The 25,970-nt window shown below is 44.2% G+C and carries 17 protein-coding genes; 7 read left to right on the top strand and 10 right to left on the bottom strand.

What is annotated here, in order from left to right; all coding sequences use genetic code 11:
* The first annotated feature begins 3 nt into the window (after positions 1–3).
* Positions 4–2,592, top strand: coding sequence for a xylan 1,4-beta-xylosidase (xyl3A, locus tag K6V21_RS03325; RefSeq protein ID WP_224321991.1), 2,589 nt, complete (start codon positions 4–6; stop codon positions 2,590–2,592).
* A 477-nt stretch (positions 2,593–3,069) separates the two neighbouring features.
* Here the strand turns inward: xyl3A and K6V21_RS03320 are convergent, their stop codons facing one another.
* Together K6V21_RS03320 and K6V21_RS03315 are read right to left on the bottom strand one after the other, a co-directional pair.
* On the bottom strand, positions 3,070–4,545 hold the full coding sequence (locus K6V21_RS03320; protein ID WP_224320849.1) for a glycoside hydrolase family 28 protein: 1,476 nt from the start codon (positions 4,543–4,545) through the stop codon (positions 3,070–3,072).
* 190 nt (positions 4,546–4,735) lie between these two features.
* Positions 4,736–7,654, bottom strand: coding sequence for a M16 family metallopeptidase (locus K6V21_RS03315; protein ID WP_224320848.1), 2,919 nt, complete (start codon positions 7,652–7,654; stop codon positions 4,736–4,738).
* Between the two features lie 135 nt (positions 7,655–7,789).
* Here K6V21_RS03315 and prfB point away from each other — a divergent pair, with 135 nt between their 5' ends.
* Positions 7,790–8,905, top strand: a complete 1,116-nt coding sequence (gene prfB / locus K6V21_RS03310; RefSeq protein WP_217712524.1) for a peptide chain release factor 2 — start codon at positions 7,790–7,792, stop codon at positions 8,903–8,905.
* A 209-nt stretch (positions 8,906–9,114) separates the two neighbouring features.
* On the opposite strand, the gene K6V21_RS03305 is transcribed toward prfB, so the two are convergent.
* Both K6V21_RS03305 and K6V21_RS03300 read right to left on the bottom strand, forming a co-directional pair.
* Positions 9,115–9,720 (bottom strand): hypothetical protein, encoded by a 606-nt coding sequence (locus K6V21_RS03305; protein ID WP_224320847.1) that lies wholly within the window; start codon positions 9,718–9,720, stop codon positions 9,115–9,117.
* Between the two features lie 189 nt (positions 9,721–9,909).
* Positions 9,910–10,212, bottom strand: a complete 303-nt coding sequence (locus K6V21_RS03300; protein WP_224321990.1) for an RHS repeat domain-containing protein — start codon at positions 10,210–10,212, stop codon at positions 9,910–9,912.
* A 490-nt stretch (positions 10,213–10,702) separates the two neighbouring features.
* Between K6V21_RS03300 and K6V21_RS03295 the strand changes: the two genes are divergently transcribed.
* The 3 genes from K6V21_RS03295 (at position 10,703) to K6V21_RS03285 (ending at position 12,725) form a co-directional block, all read left to right on the top strand.
* Positions 10,703–10,840 (top strand): hypothetical protein, encoded by a 138-nt coding sequence (locus K6V21_RS03295; protein WP_167332554.1) that lies wholly within the window; start codon positions 10,703–10,705, stop codon positions 10,838–10,840.
* Between the two features lie 7 nt (positions 10,841–10,847).
* Positions 10,848–11,315, top strand: a complete 468-nt coding sequence (locus tag K6V21_RS03290) for a CYTH domain-containing protein (RefSeq protein ID WP_224320846.1) — start codon at positions 10,848–10,850, stop codon at positions 11,313–11,315.
* Between the two features lie 117 nt (positions 11,316–11,432).
* Positions 11,433–12,725, top strand: a complete 1,293-nt coding sequence (locus tag K6V21_RS03285; protein ID WP_224320845.1) for an MgtC/SapB family protein — start codon at positions 11,433–11,435, stop codon at positions 12,723–12,725.
* 13 nt (positions 12,726–12,738) lie between these two features.
* On the opposite strand, the gene K6V21_RS03280 is transcribed toward K6V21_RS03285, so the two are convergent.
* On the bottom strand, positions 12,739–13,518 hold the full coding sequence (locus tag K6V21_RS03280) for an ATP-binding protein (protein WP_224320844.1): 780 nt from the start codon (positions 13,516–13,518) through the stop codon (positions 12,739–12,741).
* Positions 13,519–13,852: 334 nt separating this feature from the next.
* Here K6V21_RS03280 and K6V21_RS03275 point away from each other — a divergent pair, with 334 nt between their 5' ends.
* Positions 13,853–16,375, top strand: coding sequence for an outer membrane beta-barrel family protein (locus K6V21_RS03275; protein ID WP_224320843.1), 2,523 nt, complete (start codon positions 13,853–13,855; stop codon positions 16,373–16,375).
* A gap of 130 nt (positions 16,376–16,505) precedes the next feature.
* Here K6V21_RS03275 and K6V21_RS03270 read toward each other — a convergent pair whose 3' ends face one another.
* Together K6V21_RS03270 and K6V21_RS26655 are read right to left on the bottom strand one after the other, a co-directional pair.
* Complete coding sequence (locus K6V21_RS03270; protein WP_224320842.1) at positions 16,506–17,726, bottom strand: alpha/beta hydrolase family protein; 1,221 nt, start codon at positions 17,724–17,726, stop codon at positions 16,506–16,508.
* Positions 17,727–17,863: 137 nt separating this feature from the next.
* Positions 17,864–17,986: a hypothetical protein gene (locus tag K6V21_RS26655; RefSeq protein WP_258771197.1), complete on the bottom strand. Its 123-nt coding sequence runs from the start codon at positions 17,984–17,986 to the stop codon at positions 17,864–17,866.
* A gap of 420 nt (positions 17,987–18,406) precedes the next feature.
* Between K6V21_RS26655 and K6V21_RS03265 the strand changes: the two genes are divergently transcribed.
* The gene (locus K6V21_RS03265; protein ID WP_224320841.1) at positions 18,407–20,128 is read left to right on the top strand and encodes a hypothetical protein; all 1,722 of its coding nucleotides are present in this window, start codon (positions 18,407–18,409) and stop codon (positions 20,126–20,128) included.
* A 223-nt stretch (positions 20,129–20,351) separates the two neighbouring features.
* Here the strand turns inward: K6V21_RS03265 and K6V21_RS03260 are convergent, their stop codons facing one another.
* From K6V21_RS03260 to K6V21_RS03250, 3 genes are all read right to left on the bottom strand, one after another.
* Positions 20,352–21,686 carry a glucoamylase family protein gene (locus K6V21_RS03260; RefSeq protein ID WP_224320840.1) on the bottom strand — a complete coding sequence of 445 codons (1,335 nt, stop codon included), beginning with the start codon at positions 21,684–21,686 and terminating at the stop codon, positions 20,352–20,354.
* A 104-nt stretch (positions 21,687–21,790) separates the two neighbouring features.
* Complete coding sequence (bglX, locus tag K6V21_RS03255) at positions 21,791–24,148, bottom strand: beta-glucosidase BglX (protein ID WP_224320839.1); 2,358 nt, start codon at positions 24,146–24,148, stop codon at positions 21,791–21,793.
* 296 nt (positions 24,149–24,444) lie between these two features.
* Complete coding sequence (locus K6V21_RS03250) at positions 24,445–25,965, bottom strand: RagB/SusD family nutrient uptake outer membrane protein (protein ID WP_224320838.1); 1,521 nt, start codon at positions 25,963–25,965, stop codon at positions 24,445–24,447.
* Between the last annotated feature and the right edge of the window lie 5 nt (positions 25,966–25,970).

The following is a 25,970-nucleotide window of genomic DNA, read 5'->3' as shown; positions in this document are numbered from 1 at the left end:
ATGATGAAAGGAAAACTTTTTTATTTACTGCCTTTCCTTGCTTTGACAGGTTGCGGAGAGCCATCCTACAAGGATGCTTCTTTATCTCCTGAAAGGCGGGCGGAACTTCTGGTGAAGGAACTTACGCTGGAAGAGAAGGCGCATCTTATGATGGATGGCTCCCGTTCTGTGGAACGATTGGGTATTAAACCGTATAACTGGTGGAATGAGGCGCTGCATGGCGTTGCCCGGGCAGGCTTGGCTACGGTCTTTCCTCAGCCGATAGGTATGGCAGCATCCTTTAACCCGGAAATGGTGTACGAAGTGTTCAATGCCGTGTCGGATGAGGCACGTGCGAAGAATACCTACTACGCGTCTCAGGATAGCCGTGAACGCTATCAGGGTTTGACCATGTGGACTCCCACAGTGAATATCTATCGTGATCCGCGCTGGGGCAGGGGTATTGAGACCTATGGTGAAGACCCTTATCTGACAAGTCGGATGGGCGTGATGGTGGTAAAAGGTTTGCAAGGACCTGCCGATGGAAAATATGATAAACTGCATGCCTGCGCCAAGCATTTTGCCGTACATTCGGGACCGGAGTGGAATCGTCACTCTTTTAATGCGGAGAATATAAAGCCACGTGATTTGTATGAAACTTATCTGCCACCCTTCGAAGCATTGGTGAAAGAAGGGAAAGTGGAAGAAGTAATGTGTGCTTACAACCGTTTTGAAGGTGATCCCTGCTGTGGAAGTGATCGCCTGCTGATGCAGATATTGCGTGGAGAATGGGGATTCGACGGTATAGTAGTATCTGATTGCGGTGCAATAGCTGACTTCTACAACGACCGTGGTCATCACACCCATCCCGATGCAGAGTCAGCCTCTGCTGCTGCGGTGATCAGTGGAACAGATTTGGAATGTGGTTCCAGCTATAAGGCTTTGATAGAGAGCGTAAAAAAAGGATTAATTTCTGAAGAGACTGTGGACACGTCTGTCAAGCGACTGATGAAAGCCCGTTTTGCATTGGGGGAAATGGATGAACCGGAAAAAGTATCCTGGACCAAGATACCTTTCTCCGTAGTAGCTTCTGCTGTTCACGACTCTCTGGCATTGAATATGGCCCGTGAATCCATGACATTGTTGATGAATAAGGATAACTTCCTGCCGCTGAAACGTGGCGGACTGACGGTAGCCGTTATGGGGCCGAATGCGAATGACTCTGTTATGCAATGGGGAAATTACAACGGGATGCCGCCACACACTGTTACCATTCTTGACGGAGTACGGAATATGCTTGGCGCTGATGATAAACTGATCTATGAGCAAGGCTGCCCATGGGTAGAAAGAACTCTGATTCAGAGTGCATTCAGCCAGTGTAAGTCCGACAAAGGTCCCGGTTTCACGGCTCGTTACTGGAATAACCTGAAGCGTGAGGGCGAACCGGTGACCACAGCACAGGTCACCACTCCTTTCCGTTTCTGTACTTCGGGTGCTACGGTGTTTGCTCCGGGGGTGAATCTTACGGATTTCTCCGCAACCTATAACAGTGCATTTACTCCTAAAGAATCAGGAGAAATTGTTCTTGAGGTTTATTGCTATGGGAGCGGAAGACTTCGTGTGAACGGAGAAGAAGTGAAAAGTTTCTCAAACAAGCACGGTGCAAGAAAATCTACTCATGCGATGAAGGTGCAGGCCGGTAAATCGTATGATCTGGAGCTTGATTTTGAGTATCTGAGAAGTGATGCACAGCTGAACTTTGATCTTGGATTTAAGAAAGATGTGGATATAAGGAAATCTGTTGAGCGTGTGAAGGATGCAGATATCGTTATTTTTGCGAGCGGTATATCTCCCAGCCTTGAAGGAGAGGAGATGGGAGTAAATCTTCCCGGTTTCAAGAAAGGAGATCGTACGGATATTGAGTTACCTGCCGTTCAGCGTGAACTGATTGATGCCCTGCATCGTGCAGGTAAGAAGATTATTCTGGTTAACTGTTCAGGATCGCCTATCGGACTGGAACCTGAGACTCAGAAGTGCGAAGCTATCTTGCAGGCATGGTATCCCGGTCAGCAAGGTGGTACGGCTGTTGCCGAGGTATTGTTCGGTGATTATAATCCGGCGGGTAAGTTACCGGTTACTTTCTATCGCAATGTATCTCAGTTGCCTGACTTTGAAGATTATAATATGGCCGGAAGAACTTACAGATATATGCAGGATGTACCTTTGTTCCCATTCGGTTACGGTCTTAGTTATACCACCTTCGGCTATGGTAAAACCGTACTTGACAAGAATGAACTTACAGCCGGACAGTCTTTGAAACTTACTGTACCTGTTACCAATACGGGCAAGCGTAACGGAGAAGAAGTGGTGCAGGTTTATCTTAGAAAACAAGGAGATGCAGAAGGACCCATCAAAACCTTGCGTGCTTTCAAGCGTGTATCTATTCCGGCAGGAAAGACCGTCAATGTGGAGTTTGATCTGAAAGATAAAGAATTGGAGTGGTGGGACGATCAATCCAATACAGTAAGAGTTTGTCCCGGTAGCTATGATATCATGGTAGGAGGAAGCTCTAAAGAGGAAGATTTGCAGTGTACGACGGTTGCTATAAAATAGTTGTCGGAAAGTGAAAAAAATCCCCGAATACTTGACATCGCCTTTCTGATGTCGTATATTTGTATTCGTAAATCTATTTAAGATTCAATTTTAAATTAGCACGGACGGAGAGGCATTGCTTCTCCGTTTTCTTTTTATCCCTATGGTTCGTCTTTTGAAATGCCATATATTAACTTCCCGAATGCCACAGCTTAGCAGCTTAAATGCTACACTTCAATAACCTAAATGCCACACTTCAACCGCTTTAAGCCCATTCGTTTCACTCGTTGAGGTGTGGCGTTTCACTGATTCATCCCTGCGAAACGGACGATGCGTCTGAGGTAAACAGACCATACGTTTTGGGCATACAGATCATGTGTCTGAGGCAAACAGACGGTCTGTTCCGAAAGCAAAAACGGGAGGTCTATGCCTCCCGTCCGTTAATCTTCTGTAAATATGCTCTTGACAAAGAACGTCCGGTTGCCTGTTACCGGACATTCATTTCCTGACAATTTGTGTGGAATCACAATGAATGATTGATAGGTTTTCTATTGCTTCTAAATCCACCACCGGCTGACCGGCTATCGGTTGCTTTGTCCGCACGTCATTCAGGAATATATCCTTGCATTGTCGGATGTTGAGTGAAGGTCCTTCTTCTACGGTGAAACTTACGTTGTTAAAACGGATATCGGTGGCTGTTTCTGCTTGAAATCCTTTTCCGGCCACTATATTCATGTTGGAGAAAGACAGTTCCGATATAGGCATTTCCTCAATACCTTTTATATAGCCTATCCGCTTGATATCATTTCCCGTAACATTACTTAAATGGATATTCCGGAAAATAGGAGTACGTTCGCTCACCGGTTCTACTTTCGATAAACGGTCATAAAATAAATCGAAAATAAAGGCATCTCCTTGTATATTCTTCATTACGATATTGTCTACCCGTATATCTTCTACTACACCACCGCGTCCGCGGGATGCTTTTAAACGGATACCGGCATTCGTTCCATCAAACACACAATTGGATATAGCTATCCTTTTTACACCGCCCGACATTTCGCTGCCGATGACCACTCCACCGTGACCGGAAAGCATGATACAATTGGTGATTGTGATGTTTTCGCATGCTTTCCCATATTTACGTCCGTCGGCATCACGTCCGGACTTGATGGTAATACAATCGTCTCCAACACTGATAAAACAGTCGGAGATGCGTACATTCCGGCAGGAACTCGGGTTGATACCGTCCGTATTCGGTCCTTTGGGATTGCTTGACGGGTTATTGATGGTTACTCCATGTATTGTAACGTTATCACAGAAGGCCGGATTGACAGTCCAGAAAGGAGAGTTGATGATCTTCACATTTTCAATAAGGATATTCGTACATTCGTAGAACTGAATAAAAGGCGGACGGAACATTTTACGTTCCAGCGAAGGCTTATAGTAATCGGATATTTCCAGGTCCTTATTGGCATCCACCCACATTTGCTGTAACTTATCCAGAGAAGGTAGTTTGCCACCGTTCTCCTTTATCACTTTACGTGTCTCAAATTCCCATAACCACCATTTCAGTCCGTTCCCATCCAGCGTTCCACGTCCGGTAATGGTCAGATTGTCTGCCGAATGAGCGTAAATCAGCGGGGATAAGGTTTGCATAACGGTTCCTTCCCAACGCGCGGTTACAAAAGGCAAATAATCCTCGAACCTGTCTGAGAAGCGCACAATGGCACCTGATTCCAGATGCAATGTAATGTTACTTTTCATGTGGATAGTAGCAGTCAGATAAGTCCCGGCAGGAAAATAGATGGTTCCACCCCCTTCCGAAGCTGCTTTTTCAATAGTCTGGTTAATCAGTTTCGTACATGGCTTGATGCCTTTGGCATCAGCCCCCAACTGTTTCATGTCGAACGTGCGGGACGTGGCTGCCACAGCCATCATTGCTCCCATAATAAAGATGAATAAACGTTTCATGGTCTGTCTTATACTCTTTTAGATATGTGATACAAATTAGAATACGGGGCAAATGTACGTAATCACAGTGCGGGGAGGGTGGACTTTTTGTGTAATAAAGAGTATTTATAGAATAGAACCGGCAGAAATTATAAAAAAGAAAGGGTTACATGACAATGCAACCCTTTCCCTGTTTTACTGCTCAGATATATTAATATCCGAAGATATCTTCCTGTTTCAGTTCAATTACCGGACCTACCTTCTTTAAGGCATTTATATCCAGTTCTTTTTTGTCACCAAGGATACAGTATGTATAGGTGCGTCCCTTGATCCACTTATTCTGGTAGTCGATAACATCCTGTAACGTCATGTTCTGCACATCGTTGTACAGTTTGATACGGCTATCTACGTTCTGTCCCAGATATTGGGCATTGATATAATCCCAGATAACATCCATTTTGATGGTACGGTCGGTACGCATACGGGCAATCATACCGTCTTTGGCCAGCTTGAAGGCAGCTTCCGATTCAGGCATATTGTTGATGATGTCGTTGAATGTATTGATGGCGTCTATCATCTTGTCATTCTGCGTAGCAATCTGTGTGCGGAGCATATAAGGATCTGTCAAATAGTTTGGCGGAAGCATGCTGGCCCATGCTGAATAAGCCAAACCACGGCTTTCGCGCATTTCCTGGAATACGATGGAATTCATGCCGCCACCGAAATATTCGTTGTACAATTGGCGGCCGGATTCAGCTGTAGGATCAAATTTCTCTCCCTTGTTGGAGATTTGCGACATATAGATTTGTTTAGCATCATACGGAGCAATGAAAATCTTCGTTTCCGGTGTCAGTAGTGCTTCAAAGTTATTTCCTTCAGGAATTTCTTTCAAAGTCTCCGGTGCCTGGTGCTCTTTATTGATGATGGCAAGCAGGTCATCCTGGTTACTTGGTCCGTAGTAAAGAATACGATGCTTGAAGCTGTTCAACTGTTTGATACGGTCCACAAGCTGTTGCGGATCCATAGAGGTCAATTCTGCTTCGGTCAGCAGATTGGTTGCCGGAGATTTCGGACCATAAGTAGCATAAGACATCAGGCGTGAGAAGTTTTGCATCTGATTCAGCTTAGCGTCCTTGCGGGATTTCAGAATATCGTTAGCCATATTTGCATAAGCCTCTTTATTCACTTGGGCATTTGCCAACAGTTTTTCGAAGAGGGCCATGGCAGCAGGCATATTTTCGTTGAGGCCGGAGAGTACAACATAAGTACGTTTGCTACCCGGAGATACAAAGAATGAGCACGCAAGACGATAGAATTCGCTCTTAACCTCTTCCGGAGTCATGTCGGCAGTACCGAGGTATTCCAGATATTGGGCAGCGGTACCGAGTGCTTTGTCATTGTTGTTACCCATATCAAAGAGGTAAATCAACTGGAAAATATCATTCGTTGTATTCTGTTTGTAAAGTACAGGAATATCCGATTTTGCTTTCAGTTGGGTAAGATCCTTGGAGTAGTCCAGGAATACCGGTTCGATAGGAGTCACTACGCTTGCTTGTATTTCTTTCAGGAAGGTACTGGCAGTGTCGCGATTCATCACGATAGGAGTGATTTCGGGTTTCGGCATCTTCTTCTCATTCGGGTCTTTGCCTTGTCTCTTGTAGATGATGGCGTAATTGTCATCTTTCAGATATTTGTTGGCAAAGGCTACGATGTCATTCTTGGTCAGCTTTGACATACGGTCGAGGGAGGTTACTTCGTCTGCCCAGTCGCTGCCGTTTACGAATGACTCAACGAACATGTCGGCACGTGCGTCATTGTTTTCCAACTGCTGCATCTGATACAGTTTGAAGTTGTTGATGTTGGCTTCCAGCATCTTTTCGTCGAAGTCGCCGTCGCGGAGTTTCTTCAGTTCACCCAGCATGAGGTCTTTCACTTCGTCCAGAGTCTGTCCTTGTTTGGGGCGTCCCTGCATCAACAGTGCACTGTAATCGCTCATGGTCATAGGATAGCAATAAGAGCTTAACGTCTTCTGCTGTTGTGTCAGGTCAAGGTCGAACAGACCGGCTTGTCCGTTATAGAGTATCTGGGAAACTACTTGTAAAGTTTCCACATCTTTGTCGGCTGCTCCGGGGAAGCGCCATGCAAGAGCAACGCTTTCGGCATCCGGGCCGATAACTTCACGTACAACAGGTGTTGTAATCGGGGTCTCTTTCGGCAGGTCCAGTTTCGGCAGATCAGTATTCGGTTTCAAACCACCAAAATATTTATCAATGGTTGCAATCATCTGGTCGGGATCGAAATCACCGGAAAGGCAGATAGCCATGTTGTTGGGCACATACCATTTCTTATAATATTCTTTGATGTTGGTGATGGAAGGATTCTTCAGGTCTTCCTGAGTTCCAAGTACGGTTTGTGTTCCATACGGATGGTGTGGGAAAAGAGAAGAAAGCACTGCTTCGTAAACTTTGCGCGGGTCGCGGGTCAGCGACATGTTCTTTTCTTCGTAAACCGTTTCCAATTCAGTGTGGAAACCGCGGATCACGCAATTCTCAAAACGTTCTGCTTGAATTTTTGCCCAGTTATCAATCTGATTGCTGGGGATATCTTCCGTGTAGCAAGTAACGTCAAAACTGGTGTAGGCATTTGTACCGTTGGCACCGATGGCGGCCATCAGTTTGTCATATTCGTTGGGGATGGCATATTTGGATGCTTCGTAGGAGATGCTGTCGATTTTTGCATAAATAGCTTTACGTTCAAGGCTGTCCGTAGTCTTGCGATAAACTTCGAATTGTTCTTCGATCTGGTCAAGCAAAGGCTTTTCTATTTCATAGTTCTGAGTACCGAAGTTCGTGGTGCCTTTAAACATCAGGTGCTCGAAATAGTGAGCCAATCCGGTAGTTTCTGCGGGGTCGTTTTTACCACCTACACGTACTGCAATGTACGTTTGTATGCGCGGAGTTTCCTTGTTTACAGTCATGTAGACTTTCAAACCGTTGTCCAGAGTGTAGATGCGCGCTTTCAGCGGATCGTTGGGTACTGTTTCGTAGCTGTACTTCGACGTACAACTACCTAAGCTTATCGCTACCAGTAGGATAAACGTTAAACCAATTTGTCGGAATAGTTTGTTCATAAGCTGACTTATTAGATTGATAACTGCAAAAATATGCGTTTTTTTCATACCTTTGCACTCAAAAAGTAAATATTTTCATAATTAGATACTAATTTCAATCGTAAATAGTAAATCGTTAAATCGTAAATAGAACTTATGATTACCATAGAACAACTGAAAAGCATTAAAGAGCGCACCGAGGCACTCTACCGCTATCTGGACATCGAAGGAAAGAAAATCCAGGTGGAAGAAGAACAGTTGCGCACGCAGGCTCCGGGTTTTTGGGATGACCAGAAGGCGGCTGAGGCACAGATGAAGAAGGTGAAAGGTTTGCAACAGTGGATAGCCGGTTATAATGAAATAAAGACATTATCGGATGAATTGCAACTAGCCTTTGACTTCTACAAGGATGAACTTGTAACCGAGGAAGAGATAGATGAAGCTTATGCCAAAGCCTCCGTTGCCATTGATGAACTTGAACTGAAAAATATGCTTCGTGATGAAGCCGACCAGATGGACTGTGTGTTGAAAATCAACTCCGGTGCAGGTGGCACGGAAAGTCAGGACTGGGCAAGCATGCTGATGCGTATGTATTTGCGCTATGCCGAAACCAATGGCTACAAGGCTGTCATTTCTAACTTGCAGGAAGGGGATGAGGCCGGTATCAAAACCTGTACTATCGAGATTTCAGGTGATTATGCCTATGGCTATCTGAAAGGGGAGAATGGTGTGCATCGTCTGGTGCGTGTATCTCCTTACAATGCGCAGGGCAAGCGTATGACTTCTTTTGCTTCTGTTTTTGTAACTCCGCTGGTTGATGATACCATTGAGGTAAACATCAATGTCGCCAATATCTCCTGGGATACTTTCCGTTCCAGTGGTGCCGGTGGGCAGAATGTGAACAAAGTGGAATCCGGAGTTCGTCTGCGTTATCAGTTCAAAGACCCGTATACGGGCGAGGAAGAGGAAATCCTGATTGAAAATACGGAAACCCGCGACCAACCCAAGAATCGCGAGAATGCAATGCGCCAGTTACGTTCCATTCTGTATGATAAGGAACTTCAGCACCGCATGGCCGAACAAGCCAAGGTGGAAGCCGGAAAGAAGAAAATCGAATGGGGTTCGCAGATACGAAGCTATGTATTTGATGACCGCCGTGTAAAAGACCACCGAACCAACTTCCAGACTTCGGATGTCAACGGAGTGATGGATGGCAAGATAGATGGCTTCATCAAAGCGTATCTGATGGAATTTGCGGGACAAGAGGAATAAATTTTATTTCCATATAAAGAGAATGGGTGTCACTTGATGGATGAAGTGATGCCCATTCTTTGTTTTCAATAGCGTGAAGAGAAAGCTATACTGTTCTTTGTAAAAGACGTATTTCCTGAAGAAACGTCTTTTGCAAAGAACACTTTTCTCGCAAAAACGTATTCTTTAAAAAACATTTTGTTTGTTGTCTATTCTTATCATTGAATTATTTATTTCCATTTTTTGTTTCCAAATTTGATGATGGGACCATCCGTTCTTCTATTAGATATTCTAGGATAGAGATTAGTAGATATAACTTCACCGTTTCGTACAAAAGCTTTTATACTTTTGTTTATACCATTGATTTTACCTACGAATGTATTATCACCTTCTTTTAATCTATATCGATTTCTCATGACTAGTTCTGTTGTCTTTTTTGCCATTTTGCTCTCTGATATATCTAAGTCATTATTCCTATTTTTGGCATTAGCATGTTGCGTTGAATTCATTGCCCTTTCACTCATCCAAGATTTACCAGTAAATGGGTCAATGCCTTCTTTAATACCGGTTCTTATACCGTCAGCAGTGCCATTCATTATACCAGACATTAATCCTAATGCAGCACTTTGGCCTCCTTGCTTTAATGCTTCTCCAAGATCAGCACCTGAACCTAAGGCCATAGCCGTACCTAAACCAAAACCTGTAGCGGAGTTTAATGTTCCTTGTGTCAAAACCTCTTTTAATATGGGGCTTGCAATCCCTTCTGTTAATTTGCTAATTGGTTTTGCAAAATAGCTACCTAAATTTCCTCCTAAATAAGAAGTTGCTCCCCCCATTATACCTGAACTGCCAACCTGCATCCAGTCTATGTTACCCCAGCCATTGTTGAATCCTTGATTGACAATGCTATTTGTTGCACCTAATACCGCTGCTCCGGCAATTGGTCCTGCATAGATGGTTACAAATCCAGAAGCTGCTCCTGTCCCAAAGAGGGCGAATCCTTGTCCTACACTGTGTATGTTGCCTTATACGGCATTAACTATTACATTGAATATACCACCGATAGCAGCAGCGATTAAATCATCTATAAGGAACCATTCACCATTTTGGTCTACATATATTAGCGGATTATTTAAACAATAGCTGTAATGATTGAAATTCTGACTGAAATCCGGGTTCTGTACATACGGGTCAGGACTTAGAAAACGTCCTAATGCCGGATCGTATAGTCGGGCATTCATATTAATCAAACCAAAGACCGCAAGATGTTCATGTCCGGTATATCCTCTGCCTAAAAAGAGTTCCGGTTCACTTCCTGGCGCATAGATAGCTTGTGTAGCTGGATTTCGTAGTTTATCTCAGGCATCATAACTCAATTCTTGTACAATATTACCGGATACATCCGTTATTTGTGTAATACTGTCTAAGTGATCACGACAAAGGTAATATATATTCCATATAGCTGTACCATTTTTTTAGAAAACTATCTTAGAGCATCGAAAAACTACTACCTAGTAAATACTAAACTACCCGTAAGTAGTTGGACACTTACTACGTAGTAGTTTACTAACTACCTGTAGGTAGTTCAAGATACCTTTCTGCCATACCCGAACTGTATCTGAACCGCACTTGCTCCGTACCAACTCCGTACTTTCTTCGCTCAGAGGTACCTCTAACCGAAGAATGTACGGAGCAAGTACGGCTCAGATACGGTTCGGGTATTAGTTTGTCACAAATAAATTTCCTCTTTTCTTTTGGAATCTTCCCGAATTTCATGTTACTTTGTTATCAGTTGAACTTTAATACTAAGAACACATTATGGGAAAGAGTAAGAAAAAGGCTATGCATAGCCAGAAAGAAGAAGAACAAGCTAAGAAAGTGTTGTTGATTATTGGCGTATCTGCATTGATACTGGTGTTGGTGATGCTGATAGGATACTCGTTCTTGGGGAAATAACGAATAGATGTCGCAAGAAATAGAACGGAAATTCCTCGTGACGGGGGAGTACAAATCGAGGGCGTATGAACAAAGCCGTATTGTACAAGGTTATATCAGTAGTGCAAGAGGCCGGACCGTGCGGGTGCGCATCCGTAACGGAAAGGGATATCTTACGATAAAAGGTGCTTCCGATGCCTCGGGACTCAGCCGATATGAGTGGGAAAAAGAGATTCCATTGAATGAAGCAGAGGAACTGATGAAACTTTGTGAACCGGGTGTTATTGATAAAACCCGTTATCTGGTGCGCAGCGGACGGCATACGTTTGAGGTGGATGAGTTCTACGGTGAAAATGAAGGTTTGGTAGTTGCTGAAGTGGAATTGGCTTCGGAAGATGAGGCTTTCGAAAAGCCGGACTTCATAGGGCAGGAAGTAACAGGCGACGTCCGTTACTATAACTCGCAACTGATGAAGCATCCATACACTGCTTGGTAAGGCCTTAATACCTTGTCGACAAGAAGTTAAGAGTTTGTCAACAAGGAGTTAACTTCTTGTTGACAGGAAGTTAACTCCTTGCAAATGGTTGCTAATCAAGTATATTCAGAGGACGAAATGGAGAAACTTTATGAATACCTGCCTAGAGAACTGGTGACCTTTGTATTGGTGACTTTGTTTTCTTTATTAATAGGACTTTCACAGCGGAAAATCAGTTTGAAGCGTGAAGGGGAGACAACGTTGTTCGGTACGGACCGCACGTTCACTTTTATAGGTATTCTGGGGTATCTGCTTTATATTCTTGATCCGGTGGATTACCGCTTGTTTATGGGCGGTGGCGCTATATTGGGACTGCTGCTGGGATTGAACTATTACGTTAAACAATCTCAGTTCCATGTATTCGGGGTTACTACCATTATTATCGCACTCATCACTTATTGCATTGCTCCTATTGTAGCCACACAACCCTCCTGGTTTTACGTGATGGTGGTTGTGACGGTATTGCTCTTTACCGAATTGAAGCATACTTTTACGGAACTCGCACAGCGCATGAAGAATGACGAGATGATTACTCTCGCCAAGTTCCTTGCCATCAGTGGTATTATTTTACCGATGTTGCCGAATGAAAATCTGATACCCGACATTAATTTGACCCCTTATACCGTTTGGTTGGCTACGGTAGTTGTATCCGGTATCTCTTATCTGTCTTATCTGTTGAGGCGATATGTATTTCATGAGTCCGGTATTCTGGTATCCGGTATTATAGGTGGTTTGTATAGCAGTACGGCAACTATTTCTGTTCTGGCCCGTAAGAGTCGCAAGGCGCCTGCACAGGAGGCGCCGGAATATGCCGCAGCAATGTTGTTGGCCGTGAGTATGATGTTTCTTCGTTTCCTTATATTAATAGGAATATTCAGTAAGGCGATTCTTGCGGAAATTTATCCATACCTGCTTATTATGTCCTTCGTTACGGCGGGCGTGGCCTGGTATCTGCATCGGAAGCGTAAGCCGATTCCGGTGACGGGCGAAGAAGCTGAAGAAGAAGATAGCAGTAACCCGTTGGAATTTAAAGTTGCACTGATTTTTGCCGTTCTGTTTGTGATATTCACCATTGTGACACATTATACTTTGATTTATACCGGTACGGGTGGATTGAATGTCTTGTCGTTCATTGCTGGGCTGAGTGATATCACTCCATTTATTCTGAACCTGCTGCAAGGTTCGGGCGTTGCCGTTGTGGTGGTGACAGCTTGCTGTATGCAGGCTATAGTGAGTAATATTGCCGTGAATATGTGCTATGCGTTGTTCTTTGCAGGCGGGAAGAGTCCGTTGCGCCAGTGGGTGCTGCGTGGTTTTGGCGGTGTGATTGCGGTGAATGTTTGCATGCTGCTTTTTTTCTATTTGTTATAAGTTATTCTTGCTGTCAGAAATCCCTTCTCAGGAATTCCCTTAGATGAAGTTGCGTAATGCCTTCCCGGTCATTCACTTTATGGAATGGGTCTAATGAAATGACATATTTAGGGTAGTTGTCTTTAATAAGTTGAAGATTACCGAATTCTCGTTCTATGGTATCTTCCGATGCAAGAAGATACGTGGCTTGTACATATATGGTTTGCCCATTCTTTTTAGCCACGAAATCAATTTCCATTTGTCGGAATTGCCCTACAGACACTGTAAATCCTTGGCTTTTGAGGTGCAGATAGATTGCGTTTTCTATTAATTTCTCAATATCTCCGATTTGGTTGGAACCGGTTAAGGCATTTCTAAGTCCTAAATCTTCAAAATAATACTTTTCACTGGATTCCAGGAGGCGTTTACCATGAATATCATATCTGGGAACCTTGTTGATGATAAAAGCATTGCAAAAGTAGGCCAGATAGTTTAATATGACAGTGGTAGTAACTTCTATCTGTTGTGTTTTCATGTATTTGCTAATACTTGATGCTGAAATTATTTTTCCTGTGCTATCACTGATAAAAGATATTAAGTTTTCCAAGAAAGGCACATTGCGGATTTGCTCTCTGGCAATGACATCTTTCAATATTATGGTATTATAGATATTATGGAGATAGTCTTGGGCTAAATCCTGATTCTCTATTCCAATGCGATATAGTTGTGGTAATCCTCCGTAAGTCAGATATTTCATTAAAGAAGAATCGATGTCTTCCAACTGATGGAATTCCAGAAATTCTTTGTAGTTCAAACTCTGAATGTTTAGACAAAGATAACATTTTTATCTTTCATGGAGGATAAAAGTACCTCAAAATGTTTTTTTGTTTTTTATAAAAGATAAATTGAATGCATTCGTTTGCGAGTACAAGGTGAAATAGAAAATATAGTGAAGGTGAGTATTATGTAGCATTAAACAGATAAAAGCACGGGTTATCCCCTTTTCTTTGTGCTTTTTTAACTCCGAAAACCTCGTAGTCCAAGAAAAACAGCCTACTTTTGCCACTTTCATTGTGACAAAATAGGTACAAGTTACGTCTAATACAAGAACAGTCAACTAAATATTCATCAAACAAACAAAAACAGAAATGAAAATTAAATGCCCTTTGCTGCTTATCATGTTGGTAATATCCTCATTGGTAGCGGCACAGAATGCGGCACCTCCATTTCAGATTAAAGGAGTCTTACTGGATTCTTTGACTCAAGAGGGAGAACCTTATGCCACAATCAAAATCGTGAAAAAAGAAGCGCCTGCCCATGCATTGAAAATGCTGGTAACAGACATGAAAGGAAAGTTTCAGGAAAAGATTCCGGGGACGGGTGATTTTGTGATGACGATTTCTTCTATTGGTAGAAATACCATTGTGAAAGATTTCACCGTGAAAGCAGGAGAGAAAATTGTTGATTTCGGTACGCTGTATGTCACGGATGCATCCAACGAATTGGGACAAGTGGAAGTCGTAGCTCAAAAGCCTTTGGTGAAGGTGGATGTGGACAAGATAGAGTATAATATTGAAGACGACCCCGATTCGAAAACCAATTCCGTGATAGAGATGTTGCGAAAAGTACCTTTGGTGACGGTAGACGGCGAAGATAATATACAGGTAAACGGTAGCAGTAGCTTTAAGATACACGTTAACGGCAAACCCAACAACATGATGAGTAATAACCCCAAGGAAGTGTTGAAGAGTATGCCTGCGAATACTATTAAATATATCGAAGTTATCACCTCTCCGGGAGCAAAGTATGATGCCGAAGGAGTGGGAGGTATCCTCAATATTGTGACTGTTGGCAGTGGATTCGAAGGCTATACAGCCACCTTCAGCGGTCGTGCCAGCAATATGGGACTGGGTGCCGGTGCCTATGCTACGATCAAACAGGGAAAGCTTACGTTGACAGGCAACTACAATTACAGTTATAACACCCAGCCTACCAGCTATTCGGATAGCTATCGGGAAGATTATAATTCTACTGACCAGAAGTACTTGGAGTCCACTTCCGAATCGGATTATAGCGGACAATTCCAGCATGGCAACTTGGAGGCTAGTTATGAGATCGATACATTGCGGCTCATCACTATGTCCGTAGGTATGTATGGTGGTGGAAATGATAACGAATCGCAAGGAAATACTGAGATGTGGAACACCGCACGCGACAAGAAAGCATATAGTTATCGTAATTTGATGGACGGAGACGGTTCATGGTATTCCATCCGTGGTAATATCGACTACCAACGCACTTCTAAGAAGAACAAGAACCGTATGCTCACCCTGTCGTATAAAATTAATACTCAACCACAGGAGAGTGATAGTTATAACCGCTATTTGGATCGTTATCAAGTGCCCGAGGATTTTCAACTTTACAATTCGCACACTTTCGGTAAGACTAATACCACGGAGCATACTTTTCAGGTAGACTATACGACTCCCATCGGCAAGATACATACCATAGAAACGGGTGTAAAGTACATTATCCGCAACAATGTCAGCAAAAATAACTTTGAGGAGGACAGGAGCAACGATGGTAATGGAGACTATGTATACAATGAAAAACGTAGTAGTAACTACGAGCATTTGAATGACATCTTGGCTGCTTACCTGGGATATACGTTGCGTTACAAGGATTTCACCTTCAAGCCAGGTTTACGTTTTGAGCACACAGCGCAGGATGTACGTTATATCGTCGGTGCAGGTGAGGATTTTAAGGTGAGTTATAATGATCTGGTGCCTTCCGTATCTATGGGTATTAAGCTGGGGCAAACGCAGACATTGCGTGGTGGATATGACATGCGTATCTATCGTCCCGGCATTTGGTATCTGAATCCTTATTTTGATGATAGTAACCCGATGTTCATCAGTCAGGGTAATTCGGAACTGGAGAGTGAGAAGAGCCATTCGTTCAATTTGAATTATAGTAGTTTCTCATCTAAATTCAACATCAATGTTTCATTACGCCACTCTTTCAACAACAGTGGAATTGAGAATGTCAGCCGACTGATAGGCGAAGGAGGTGAGGAATTCGAAGGGGGGCACTTTGCTCCTGAAGGTGCCCTTTACAGGACATATGAGAATATAGGTAAGAGCCGTCGTACTGATATGAGCTTATATCTCAACTGGAATGCATCGCCTAAAACACGTATCTACATCAATGGTCGTGGTGGGTATTCGGATATTAAAAGTCCGTCGCAGGGCTTGCACAATTACGGTTGGCAGGGTTCTATGTATGGTGGTATCCAGCATACTTTCCCGTGGAATTTACGTGCCAGTTTGAATGCCGGTGGAAGTACGCCCTATATTTCTTTGCAGGGAAAGGGCAGCGGTTATTCTTATTATAGTTTGAGCGTAAACCGCTCGTTCCTGAAGGATCGATTGACAGTAAGCGTTTATGGGTCAAATCTCTTCTCAAAGTATATAAACTTTAATAATACAACCTTCGGTGATAATTTCTACTCTACCAGTAAGAGTCGTTATCCCAACCGTTCGTTCGGTATGAGCATTAGCTATCGTATTGGTGAATTGAAGGCCAGTGTGAAGAAAGCTGCCCGCTCCATTAGTAACGACGATGTGAAAGGTGGTGGTGGTGGCACCCAAGGTGGTGGCGGTGGAGAATAATCTGCCTCGTTCGTAGCTGCCTTGTCCGTAGGAAAGGAGAGACAGCGCTATCACACAGATAGCTAATAAAATTCTTTTCATGATTCTTTGGGGGTATTAGTAAGTGTTATACCCCCAAAGATAAAGAGTTTTAGTGGAATAACCAGCGCTCATAGTCCACCTTTTCGTAAAGTGGCGCAATGGTTACTTCTGTATTCGCGTCTTTCTTTCCAAGCAGGAACTTGTCGACAAACGCTTCTACTTCAGGATACTGGCTTTCGGGCAGCTGGCAGTGCCCATGTCCGCCTACGATGGAGAAGCCCATTCTGTCGGCAATGCCGAAGGTTTCCCATACTTTACGGGCAGCACGGCAGGAGACATAACCCGATTCATCAGCCAGCCATACATAATCCGGGTTTCCAAGTACCAGCAGTGCACGCGGTGCTACCATGGCACACAGTTCGTGGTGGTCATACGGCAATTTCGATACATTATCTTCTTTATACTGGAACATACTTTCCTTAAACCAGGCATGACTGGTTCTTCCCAAAGTTTCCACTTCACCCAGCGTTTCGGAAACACGCCATGCAGCTGCACCGCCACCACCCGGTTCCTGAGCAATGGTCAGTGCAATACGCTCATCGAATGCTCCGGCAAAAAGAGCCATTTTCCCGGCGAAGGAACAACCGGATATGGCCAGTCGTTTGGTATCTATCTTGCTCTTTTTACCTACGATTTCCAATCCGTCAATGATACGGCTCACTCCCCAGGACCAGGCGCAATAGGCTCCCATGTCCGTACGGTCAGGATAAAGTTTGTTGATAGGCTCGTTGCCGCGCTTTTGTGTGTGCGACATGACTTGTGTGAAGTTGAATGCGATTTGTGCTATATTGCGGCTCGTGAAGATGGCGGGAGGAAGACTACCCGTACCTCTGCCTATTCCAATGATGGCAGGGAAAGGGCCTTTACCTGCCGGATAAGTAATTTTTGCTTTCAGGGTGAGCGTTTGTCCGTTCACTGTTACATTTACTCTGAGGGTATCATCCACGATATCCGCGGTAATGTCTTTTTTCGACACTACGGGTTTCTCGCCGATTTCGTAGTGTTCTATTTCGCGGGCTATCTCTGCACGCCGTCGGCTCCAGTCCTTGAAGTTGGTTGAACGGCCACTGCCATCGGACCATTGGAAGGGATCGGTCAGTGTTTTTACCACCGGCAGTTCATCGATACCCGGCAACACGGGTGCAGGATTCTTTATTCCCGTATTTTCCACAGTGTAGACTAAGGGGATTTTCTGTGCAAATGTGGAAATGCCCATACCTATGTTCAGCAGAACAATCAGTACCCATAAACGTGTTTTCCTGTTTTTCATGTTTCTATCTTTTTAAGAGGTTTACATCTGTTGGCAAAGATAGACGATGTTTTTTTAACCGGTTAGTAGGATGTTACAGATACTTTTCATGGTGTTACATGATTAGAGAAATAGATTTCTTTTCTATTAATCTATATTTAAAAAGTACTCATTCTCCAGTCATCTTCCGTATCGAGGTTATTGGCAAGCAATGTATTTATTTTCTGGTAAAGAGGTAATAAGGCTTTCTGCGTATTACGGGAACAAATCTCATCTACCATCTCTTTCAGTTTCAGGATAAGTTCGTTCTTGTGGATGATGAAAGAGGTCTGTTTCTGGATATCATCTATTTGACCAAAGCGGGGGCTTTGGGTGTATCATCGTATCGCCAGTGGAGATCTCATAAAAATATTTACACTTGTATTCTTTGTTATTTAATAAAGTTTTCATAACTTGCTGGTGTTTATTAATTAGCTCAAATGTATATCTTATTATTCTTTAAATGTAATATAGGTGTGGTGTTTGAGTGTACGGAAACGATAGAAAATGACCTACGTTATTATGGAATTCATGTACTAAATAAACTAAATGTCATAAGTGTTTGTAATATAGGGTAGATTGTGAGAAAATGATTAGCATGGCGTATTTATTGCATTGAAAATATATTTATGTAGTAGTATAACCTTTAAATTTTTATTATTATGAAACATGTATCTATTTTCTTCGTTATTTTATCTGTTCTTATTAATTATTCATGTACAGATGAAAGCCAAAGCAATTTATTGAATTTAGAAACTGATGCGTCAGAGAGTACTAGATCCTTGAACCCTCTGGATTTTGAACAAGATTGGGAAAATCAAACGTCTATTCTATTGACAGATAATAAGACTTATGATTTACCTTGGGTCGAATATGCTCCTACTAGCATAATCTATGATACAAGAATGGACATAAAGAAACAAGATGGTTGGATGTTTTTAAGTACTCCCAGTAAAGATAATGGTAGTGATTATCTAATCTTCTATAATAAATATACAGGTATTTTAAAAGTCTTTTATTATAATAGGAGCTCGTTCTTAAATAATAATGCTGTTTGGGAGTTCTTTGATGAAAAGTATTATGGTTACTTCAATCAAGGAACTACATTTACGGCACCATTGGATCGAACTTCAATTCAACGTGTGGGTGTTAATTGTTTGAGTAATAACACTACTTTGGGTATTGATCAAGGTTGGAATTGTTTTCAAATACCGCTTACATATACAGGACGAGCTGATGGAAACATAAATGTTTATTCGAAAGTGTTAAACATATCTGAGTTGACACTTACAGGGAATTATAAAGATACAACAACAGGTACTATTGTTGAAGATCATTACTCTTCATCTCCGAATCTTCTGCAAAAAGGTGCAAATTCTATAGTAAAGGCAGGTGGGGATGCTGCCGAGAAATGGGTGAAAGGCGAGGCTGAAAAAGCCCTAAACAATATTCCTTCTGGAATTTTTAAAAATATTGGTAATATGGTTGCTGGTGGATTGGCTGGATTAGCTAAAGGGGGAGTTACAGGTTTGATATCTGGAGGATTAAATGCTCTTTTTGGTTCATTTCTCGGTTCGAAAAAAGTTAATGAACCCACTATACAAACAGTTGAATTATCTACTAATGGAACTATTGATTTGAAGGGGCAAATGATTGAAAATAGTTCGGTTCCTGTCTTGCCGCTAACAGCTATAAAATGTGATGAAGGATTTGGAGCTTGGAATTTAGCATCTGCACCAATATTAGATATAACAGGAACTTATCACGAAGTAATTGCCCGGCCAGATATAGCTTCTGCATATAATTGTAAGTATGCGGGAAAATATTATACATTATCATTTCGTCCAACATTTAATGTAGTTATTAATCCATCCATAGCGGATGAAATAACTTATAAAGTTCGTTATAATCTTGTGGAGTTTGAGGGAAGTGAATGGGATGTTCAATTTAAAAAATATTATAATATTACTCCTAATAATTCTTATACGGTATACTGTACTTATATACCAAGTAAAAGATCAGGGTATGATCCTTCTCCCACAGTTATTCAAAATGAAGAAAAAGGTACAAAGGTTAAATTAGCATACTACGACTATCCGATAGTTTTAAGTGATATTGGTGTTTATATTGGCAGTAGTTCAGTATATACAGAGACTTTTTCGGTATATTATAATACGGTCTTTTCATATATGGCATCTTATAATCGTACTGATACAAATAGCTTCCCATTGTCTATAAGTAATGCATATTTTAATGGTAAGCCTGTATTATATGTAGCGAATCTTGGAGTTAATGTAACTGTTACTATGACTGTGAAAAGTACAGGGCAGGAAATAATATCAAGTAGAACGTATTTACCAGAATATAATATAAAATTTCAATAGTTCGCTTTTATATCTTGCGGCTTTCGATTTGCGAACTGCAAAAAAGATATTCACCACCAATACATATCCCTGATTTTTAACAAATCGGGGACTACTCATTTACTACTCAAATCAATTTAATGCATTGTTTATTAGATGGATAAAGAATAAGGACGGTGTGAGTGATCTTGAGGAAAAGTAAAAGCCGGGAACAGGTTTGTGTACTGCTTCCGGCTTTTCTTATTTATTTATCTGTTGAGAATCCCAGTTTCTGCAATCCGTTTTGTACATCCGGATGGCTCATAAATAGTTTCCATAGCAGACCGGTGCGATAGTTCTCTATCATGACGGCAATAGGTCCCTGATCGATGGCAAGATATCGTTTGGGATACCAGTTCTCTGTTTCGGAGAAAGCATCGTAGAAACCATAAGGACCGAATAGCTTATCGCCCATATCATAGAGATGGCGCATCACAGCGAGTGAATAGTCCGGGGTATAGACGATGGACGAAAGAGCGGCGGTAGGAGAGATGACTCCCTGGTCATCCCGTTCGTTCGGCATGTGGGCGGCATATCCGTTGACGGAGTAGCTGGCGGTCAGTCCCCAACAGTCCGGACCGAAACCTTTGTAGTGCTTCGGATTTCGGATGCAATAAGCACGGTTCACGAGAGTCAGATTACGCATTTCATCGAAATAGCTGGCGCAGTATTCATCTTTTAGATGAGTCGGATCTAATCCGAGGAAGGAATAATGTGCCCAAAAGAGGGGACCTGCTTCACAACCCTGATAGCGCAGATGAAGTTCGATATCTTCTACTTTATGGGGTTCGACGATGGCGCCGTTCTGTGCCCATCCCTCATGATAGACGGAGGCGGGAACGCCGTGCGTGGGTGAGGCAGCGGCAAGCAGGTACATGATGAGACATTCGTTGTAACCATGTACGGGGAAGTCCATTGCCCAACCGTATTCGGGACTCCAATGCCAGTAGAGTACATTCTGGTCGCCCTGGCGATAGAAATTCCAGTCGACATCACGCCAAAGGGTATCGATGCGCTTGGCAAGTGCCTGTTCTTGGGGAGAGCCATTGACGTAATATTGGTGTACGGCAAGCAGTCCTTGTATAAGGAAAGCTGTTTCTACGAGGTCGCCACCGTTGTCTTTCTGTCCGAAAGGCTTTACCTTGCCGGTATCTCCATACCACCAGTGAGGATAGGCACCGTGGAAGCGGTCGGCTTTTTCAAGGAAAGAGACTATCTTTTCCATACGTGCCAGACCTTCTTCACGAGTGATGTAGTTGCGGTCGATACCTGAAAGTATCGCCATAATGCCAAAGCCGCTACCGCCGGAAGTAATGACGTTCTGGTCTTTTTCGGGGTAGATACCATCTATGTGGATACGCTCGGGGGCAAGACCGCTGTTAGGCTCCGCGCCTTCCCAGAAGTAATTGAAGGTTCGCCGTTGAACGGTGTCCATGAGGGCATCATCGGTAAGTTGGGCGGCACTTCCGGTCTTGGCATTCTTGCAGGCTCCGAGGAGAAGCAAGAAGAGGAGGGGAAGGTAGGTTGTTAATTGTTTCATAATTAATAAGGGGTTAGGGATGATAAATAAGCTACGAGCTACAAGCTACAAGTGGCTGCGCTGTGTAGTCCGAAAGGCACTTGTAGCTCGTAGCTTGTAGCTTGTCACTTGCTCAGCGTCAACTTCGCCGTCTTCACAGCCTGGCTGTTTCCACCGATCATGATATCAAAGTCACCCGGCTCGGCTACGTAGTTCAGGTTGTAATCATAGAAGCGAAGCAGATCACGCGTGATAGTGAATGATACCGTTTTGCTTTCTCCGGCACGAAGGAAGATTTTATTGAACCCTTTCAACTCGCGTACAGGGCGGGTGATGCTTCCTACGAGGTCGCGGATATAGAGTTGAACTACTTCCGCACCGTCATGTTTGCCTGTATTGGTGACGGTGACTACGGCTGTAACGGAACCATCTTTTCCCAATGTCGGTGTGCTCAATGCAATGTCACTGTACTGGAAAGTGGTATATGACAATCCATAACCGAAGGGATATAGCGGCTCATTATCCACATCCAGATAATTTGAACGGAACTTTTCGAACCATTTGCCTGCTGCCAGTGGCCGACCGGTATTCTTATGATTGTAGAACAAAGGTATCTGGCCTACATTCTTCGGGAAAGTCATGGTTAGTTTTCCACTCGGATTCACGTCACCGAACAGAACATCGCCAATGGCATAAGCCGCTTCACTGCCTCCGAACCATACGTTCAGGATGGCAGGTACATGCTCCTGTTCCCAGTTCAGCGTCAACGGCCGACCGGTAAAGAGGGTTAGTACTACGGGTTTGCCTGTTTTCAGTAAGGCTTCCAATAAAGTATGCTGTACATCGGGCAAGCCGAGTTCGGTGCGGCTTGAACTTTCACCGCTCATTTCAGAAGATTCTCCCAGTGCAGCTACGATAACATCGGCACCGGCTGCAACTTTCAGTGCTTCGTCCAGTAACTCCTGGTCTGTGCGATTGTCACGGTTCAATGAACGGCCGAACATGGTGGCACGTTCTTCGTAAGCTGCATCGCCGATAAGGTTACTACCTTTGGCATAGGTGATGTTGACCTTGCCTGCCATCATTTCTTTCAAGCCTTCGTATAAAGAAGGGTAATCGTTGAGGCGTGCGGCTACGCTCCAGGTGCCCGGCATATTGCTGCGGGTATTTCCGAGAGGGCCGATGACGGCAACTGTGCCTTGCTTCTTCAACGGAAGCACGGGTGAAGCAGCTACGGTTGACGAGTTATGAGCTACGAGTGGCTGTGCGGTGGTGGGGGTATTCTTCAGAAGAACAAAACTTTCGCCGGCAATCTTGCGGGCGGCGTCACGATGCTCTTTTGTGAAGATATCCCGTTTCGGACGGTTCACGTCGCAGTATTTATAAGGATTATCGAACAGTCCCAGCTTGTATTTCGCTTCCAATATCCGGCGACAGGCTGTATTCAACGTGCCCATTCTTACTTTTCCTTCTTTAATGGATTTCATCAGTGTACCGACGAAGCCTTCACTTACCATATCCATGTCCACCCCTGCATTAAGAGCGAGTGCACTGACGGTCTGCAAGTCGCCGACACCATGCTCTATCATCTCTGAAATGCCTGTGAAGTCCGTTACCACAAACCCTTCGAAGCCCCACTGACCACGCAGCAAATCACTCAGCAGCCACTTGTTTCCGGTGGCGGGAATACCGTCTATTTCATTGAATGACGCCATTACACTACCCACTCCGGCCTCTACGGCAGCCTCATACGGGTACATAAACTCATTGAACATCCGGTTGCGGCTCATATCTACTGTGTTATAGTCGCGTCCGGCTTCTCCGGCTCCATACAGTGCAAAGTGCTTTACGCAAGCCATGATTTCATCGTTGCGGTGCAACTGGTCTTGCAGATTGGCACCCTGGTATCCGTATACCATTGCCTGTGCGATAGCTCCACCCAGGAACGGATCTTCTCCCGAGCCTTCACTGACACGTCCCCAACGTGGGTCGCGACTGATGTCTACCATCGGACTGAATGTCCAGGAAATGCCGTCGGCACTTGCTTCGATGGCTGCAATACGGGCGGACTTCTCAATAGCTGCCATATCCCAGGTACAGGACAATCCCAATGGAATAGGGAAGATGGTTTCGTACCCGTGTATCACATCCATGCCGAACAGCAGGGGAATACCGAGGCGTGATTTCTCTACTGCCAGCTTTTGCACTTCAAGAATACGGTCTACCCCTTTCAGGTTGAAGAGTCCGCCCACCAATCCTTTTTCAATCTTTTGTGCCACGTCGCTGCTCTTGGCCTGTCCCGTGGTGATGTCTCCCGTGACGGGTAGGTTCAATTGTCCGATTTTCTCTTCCACGGTCATCTTCTTCATCAGTGCGTCGATGAAGCGATCCATGTCTTGTGGAGACTTTTGCGCCTGTGCAGATGCTATGCCCATCAGGGCACCCATCAGCAACAGGCTTGCTTTTTTGAATATTGCTTTCATATATTTCTATGTTTTAAGATAATAAAATGAGTATGGGTTGCCGTAAGCAATCCGACCGCGGCATTTAAGGATTTTCTTACCTATTGCTAAGCCGGGAAGTGGCATCTGTTTATTCTTTCTATCATGGAGAACTTTTCTTTCCACCATGATGGAAAGAAACTTTCTCTACGGTGGAAAGAAAAGTTCCTCATGGTGGAAAGAAAAGAATCTTGCAGCTTAGCTTCTTAGCCTCCGCAGGTTTTTCTGATAAACTCTGCGGTTGCACGGCTTGTTGATGCTTGCGTAACTTGAGTTGTTTAGTAGTCCGGATTCTGTACCAATACACCGTTCGATTTGTCTATCTCTGTTTGCGGCAATGGCAACAGTGCATTTTTAGGCTGGTAGTTCTTTCCGGCAGCCTGAAGCACTTCTTGCGCAATGCCCCAGCGTACGAGGTCATAGAAACGGTCGGGCTCTAATCCCAGTTCTACGCGGCGTTCGTGACGGATAGCCTCACGCAATACACTCTGATCCAGAGACTCAACTTTCGGAAGTACATTGGTCAGTGTGCCGCGGGCATGTGCACGTACTCGCTCCAGATAACCGCTTGCTTCGCCCATCAAACCTTTTTCGTTGGCTGATTCGGCGGCCATCAGCAGTACGTCCGGGTAGCGGATCAGACGGATATTTACCCAGAAGCCCATGCGGGTATACTTGCGGCGCAATGCTGGGTCGGTATAGGCTTTCTTGTTGAAGTAAGCGCCCATGGCCGTAGATACGGGTGATTCACCGTAGGGTGTGTTTGTATTTTCCTCTGTGATAGGCTCGTCATCACTACGGCGGAAGTAAAGCAGTGTAGCATTCTTACGCGGATCGCCCGGTTCGTAAGCTTTACCCATCAGGGTGGTGGCCATGTGCCAACCCCATCCTAAGTCCCAATTGCCTGCTCCGCGCACACCCTGTACCTGGCAGAACTGGCTGCCGATACTACCGTCTTCTTTCATAGCATCGGTGGCTTCGCATTGCAATTCGAAGATACTTTCGCCGCAATTCTCACCTTCTACGGTGAAGACTTTATCAACCGGAGTATTCAGGTTATAAATGCCGGAGTTGACGACTTCGGTAGAGGCTGTATACATATTGTCCCAGTCGTTACGCATCATGTAGGTACGTGCGTGCAGGGAACGTGCGGCACCCCAGGTGAGCCGTCCCGTATAGTCGCTGTCCCATCTCAAGGGCAGGCACTTTTCGGCTTCGGTCAGGTCTTTGTCAATCTGTTCGTATATCTTTTCGGCAGTGGTTTTGGGGACGTTGGCATCGGAGGCTTCCACTACTTTGATGGTCACTAGGGGGACTTCACCAAAGGCGCGTACCAGGTTGAAGTAGCAGTAAGCACGGAAGAAGAGGGCTTCGCCACGGTTGCGGATGGATTCGGTGTCGTCCTTATGGTCGCTGTTGGCGATGTCGTCTAAGATTTCATTACATTGGTAGATGATTTTGTAGTTCTGACCCCAGTAAGCGGCTAACGGGCCGTTGGAGGCTGTGTACTCGAAATCATCCCACATGGCAGCTTCGTTACCGCCGTCGCCGGCATCACTGCCCTTTTCGGAATCCTCGCTGCGAACCATGTGTACCATGAAAGCGGGAATACCTGCGGTGATGTCATACGAACGCATCAGGTAGTAAACGTTGAATATCTTTCCGCCTACAAGGGCGTTGGGGGCGTCGTCTTCCGTGAACTGGCCCAGCGGGTCACGGTCCAGAAAGTCATTACAGGAACTGAATGAGAGGGCGGTCGCGCCAATCAGCAGGGATAGGATATATTTCTTTATCTTCATAATCT

The sequence above is a fragment of the Bacteroides cellulosilyticus genome (assembly GCF_020091405.1).
In the GTDB taxonomy this organism is placed as follows: domain Bacteria; phylum Bacteroidota; class Bacteroidia; order Bacteroidales; family Bacteroidaceae; genus Bacteroides.
The sequence above is the reverse complement of the archived record's forward strand: the minus strand, read 5'-3'. Positions and strand labels throughout refer to the sequence as shown.

Coding starts and splice junctions, on each gene's coding strand:
- bglX (WP_224320839.1), bottom strand. CDS start 24,148: ATGAAAGCAATATTCAAAAAAGCAAGCCTGTTGCTGATGGGTGCCCTG.
- K6V21_RS03320 (WP_224320849.1), bottom strand. CDS start 4,545: ATGAAACGTTTATTCATCTTTATTATGGGAGCAATGATGGCTGTGGCA.
- K6V21_RS26655 (WP_258771197.1), bottom strand. CDS start 17,986: ATGGTAGATGAGATTTGTTCCCGTAATACGCAGAAAGCCTTATTACCT.
- K6V21_RS03265 (WP_224320841.1), top strand. CDS start 18,407: ATGAAACATGTATCTATTTTCTTCGTTATTTTATCTGTTCTTATTAAT.
- K6V21_RS03270 (WP_224320842.1), bottom strand. CDS start 17,726: ATGAAAAACAGGAAAACACGTTTATGGGTACTGATTGTTCTGCTGAAC.
- prfB (WP_217712524.1), top strand. CDS start 7,790: ATGATTACCATAGAACAACTGAAAAGCATTAAAGAGCGCACCGAGGCA.
- K6V21_RS03250 (WP_224320838.1), bottom strand. CDS start 25,965: ATGAAGATAAAGAAATATATCCTATCCCTGCTGATTGGCGCGACCGCC.
- K6V21_RS03260 (WP_224320840.1), bottom strand. CDS start 21,686: ATGAAACAATTAACAACCTACCTTCCCCTCCTCTTCTTGCTTCTCCTC.
- K6V21_RS03295 (WP_167332554.1), top strand. CDS start 10,703: ATGGGAAAGAGTAAGAAAAAGGCTATGCATAGCCAGAAAGAAGAAGAA.
- K6V21_RS03275 (WP_224320843.1), top strand. CDS start 13,853: ATGAAAATTAAATGCCCTTTGCTGCTTATCATGTTGGTAATATCCTCA.
- xyl3A (WP_224321991.1), top strand. CDS start 4: ATGAAAGGAAAACTTTTTTATTTACTGCCTTTCCTTGCTTTGACAGGT.
- K6V21_RS03305 (WP_224320847.1), bottom strand. CDS start 9,720: ATGGGGGGAGCAACTTCTTATTTAGGAGGAAATTTAGGTAGCTATTTT.
- K6V21_RS03285 (WP_224320845.1), top strand. CDS start 11,433: ATGGAGAAACTTTATGAATACCTGCCTAGAGAACTGGTGACCTTTGTA.
- K6V21_RS03290 (WP_224320846.1), top strand. CDS start 10,848: ATGTCGCAAGAAATAGAACGGAAATTCCTCGTGACGGGGGAGTACAAA.
- K6V21_RS03315 (WP_224320848.1), bottom strand. CDS start 7,654: ATGAACAAACTATTCCGACAAATTGGTTTAACGTTTATCCTACTGGTA.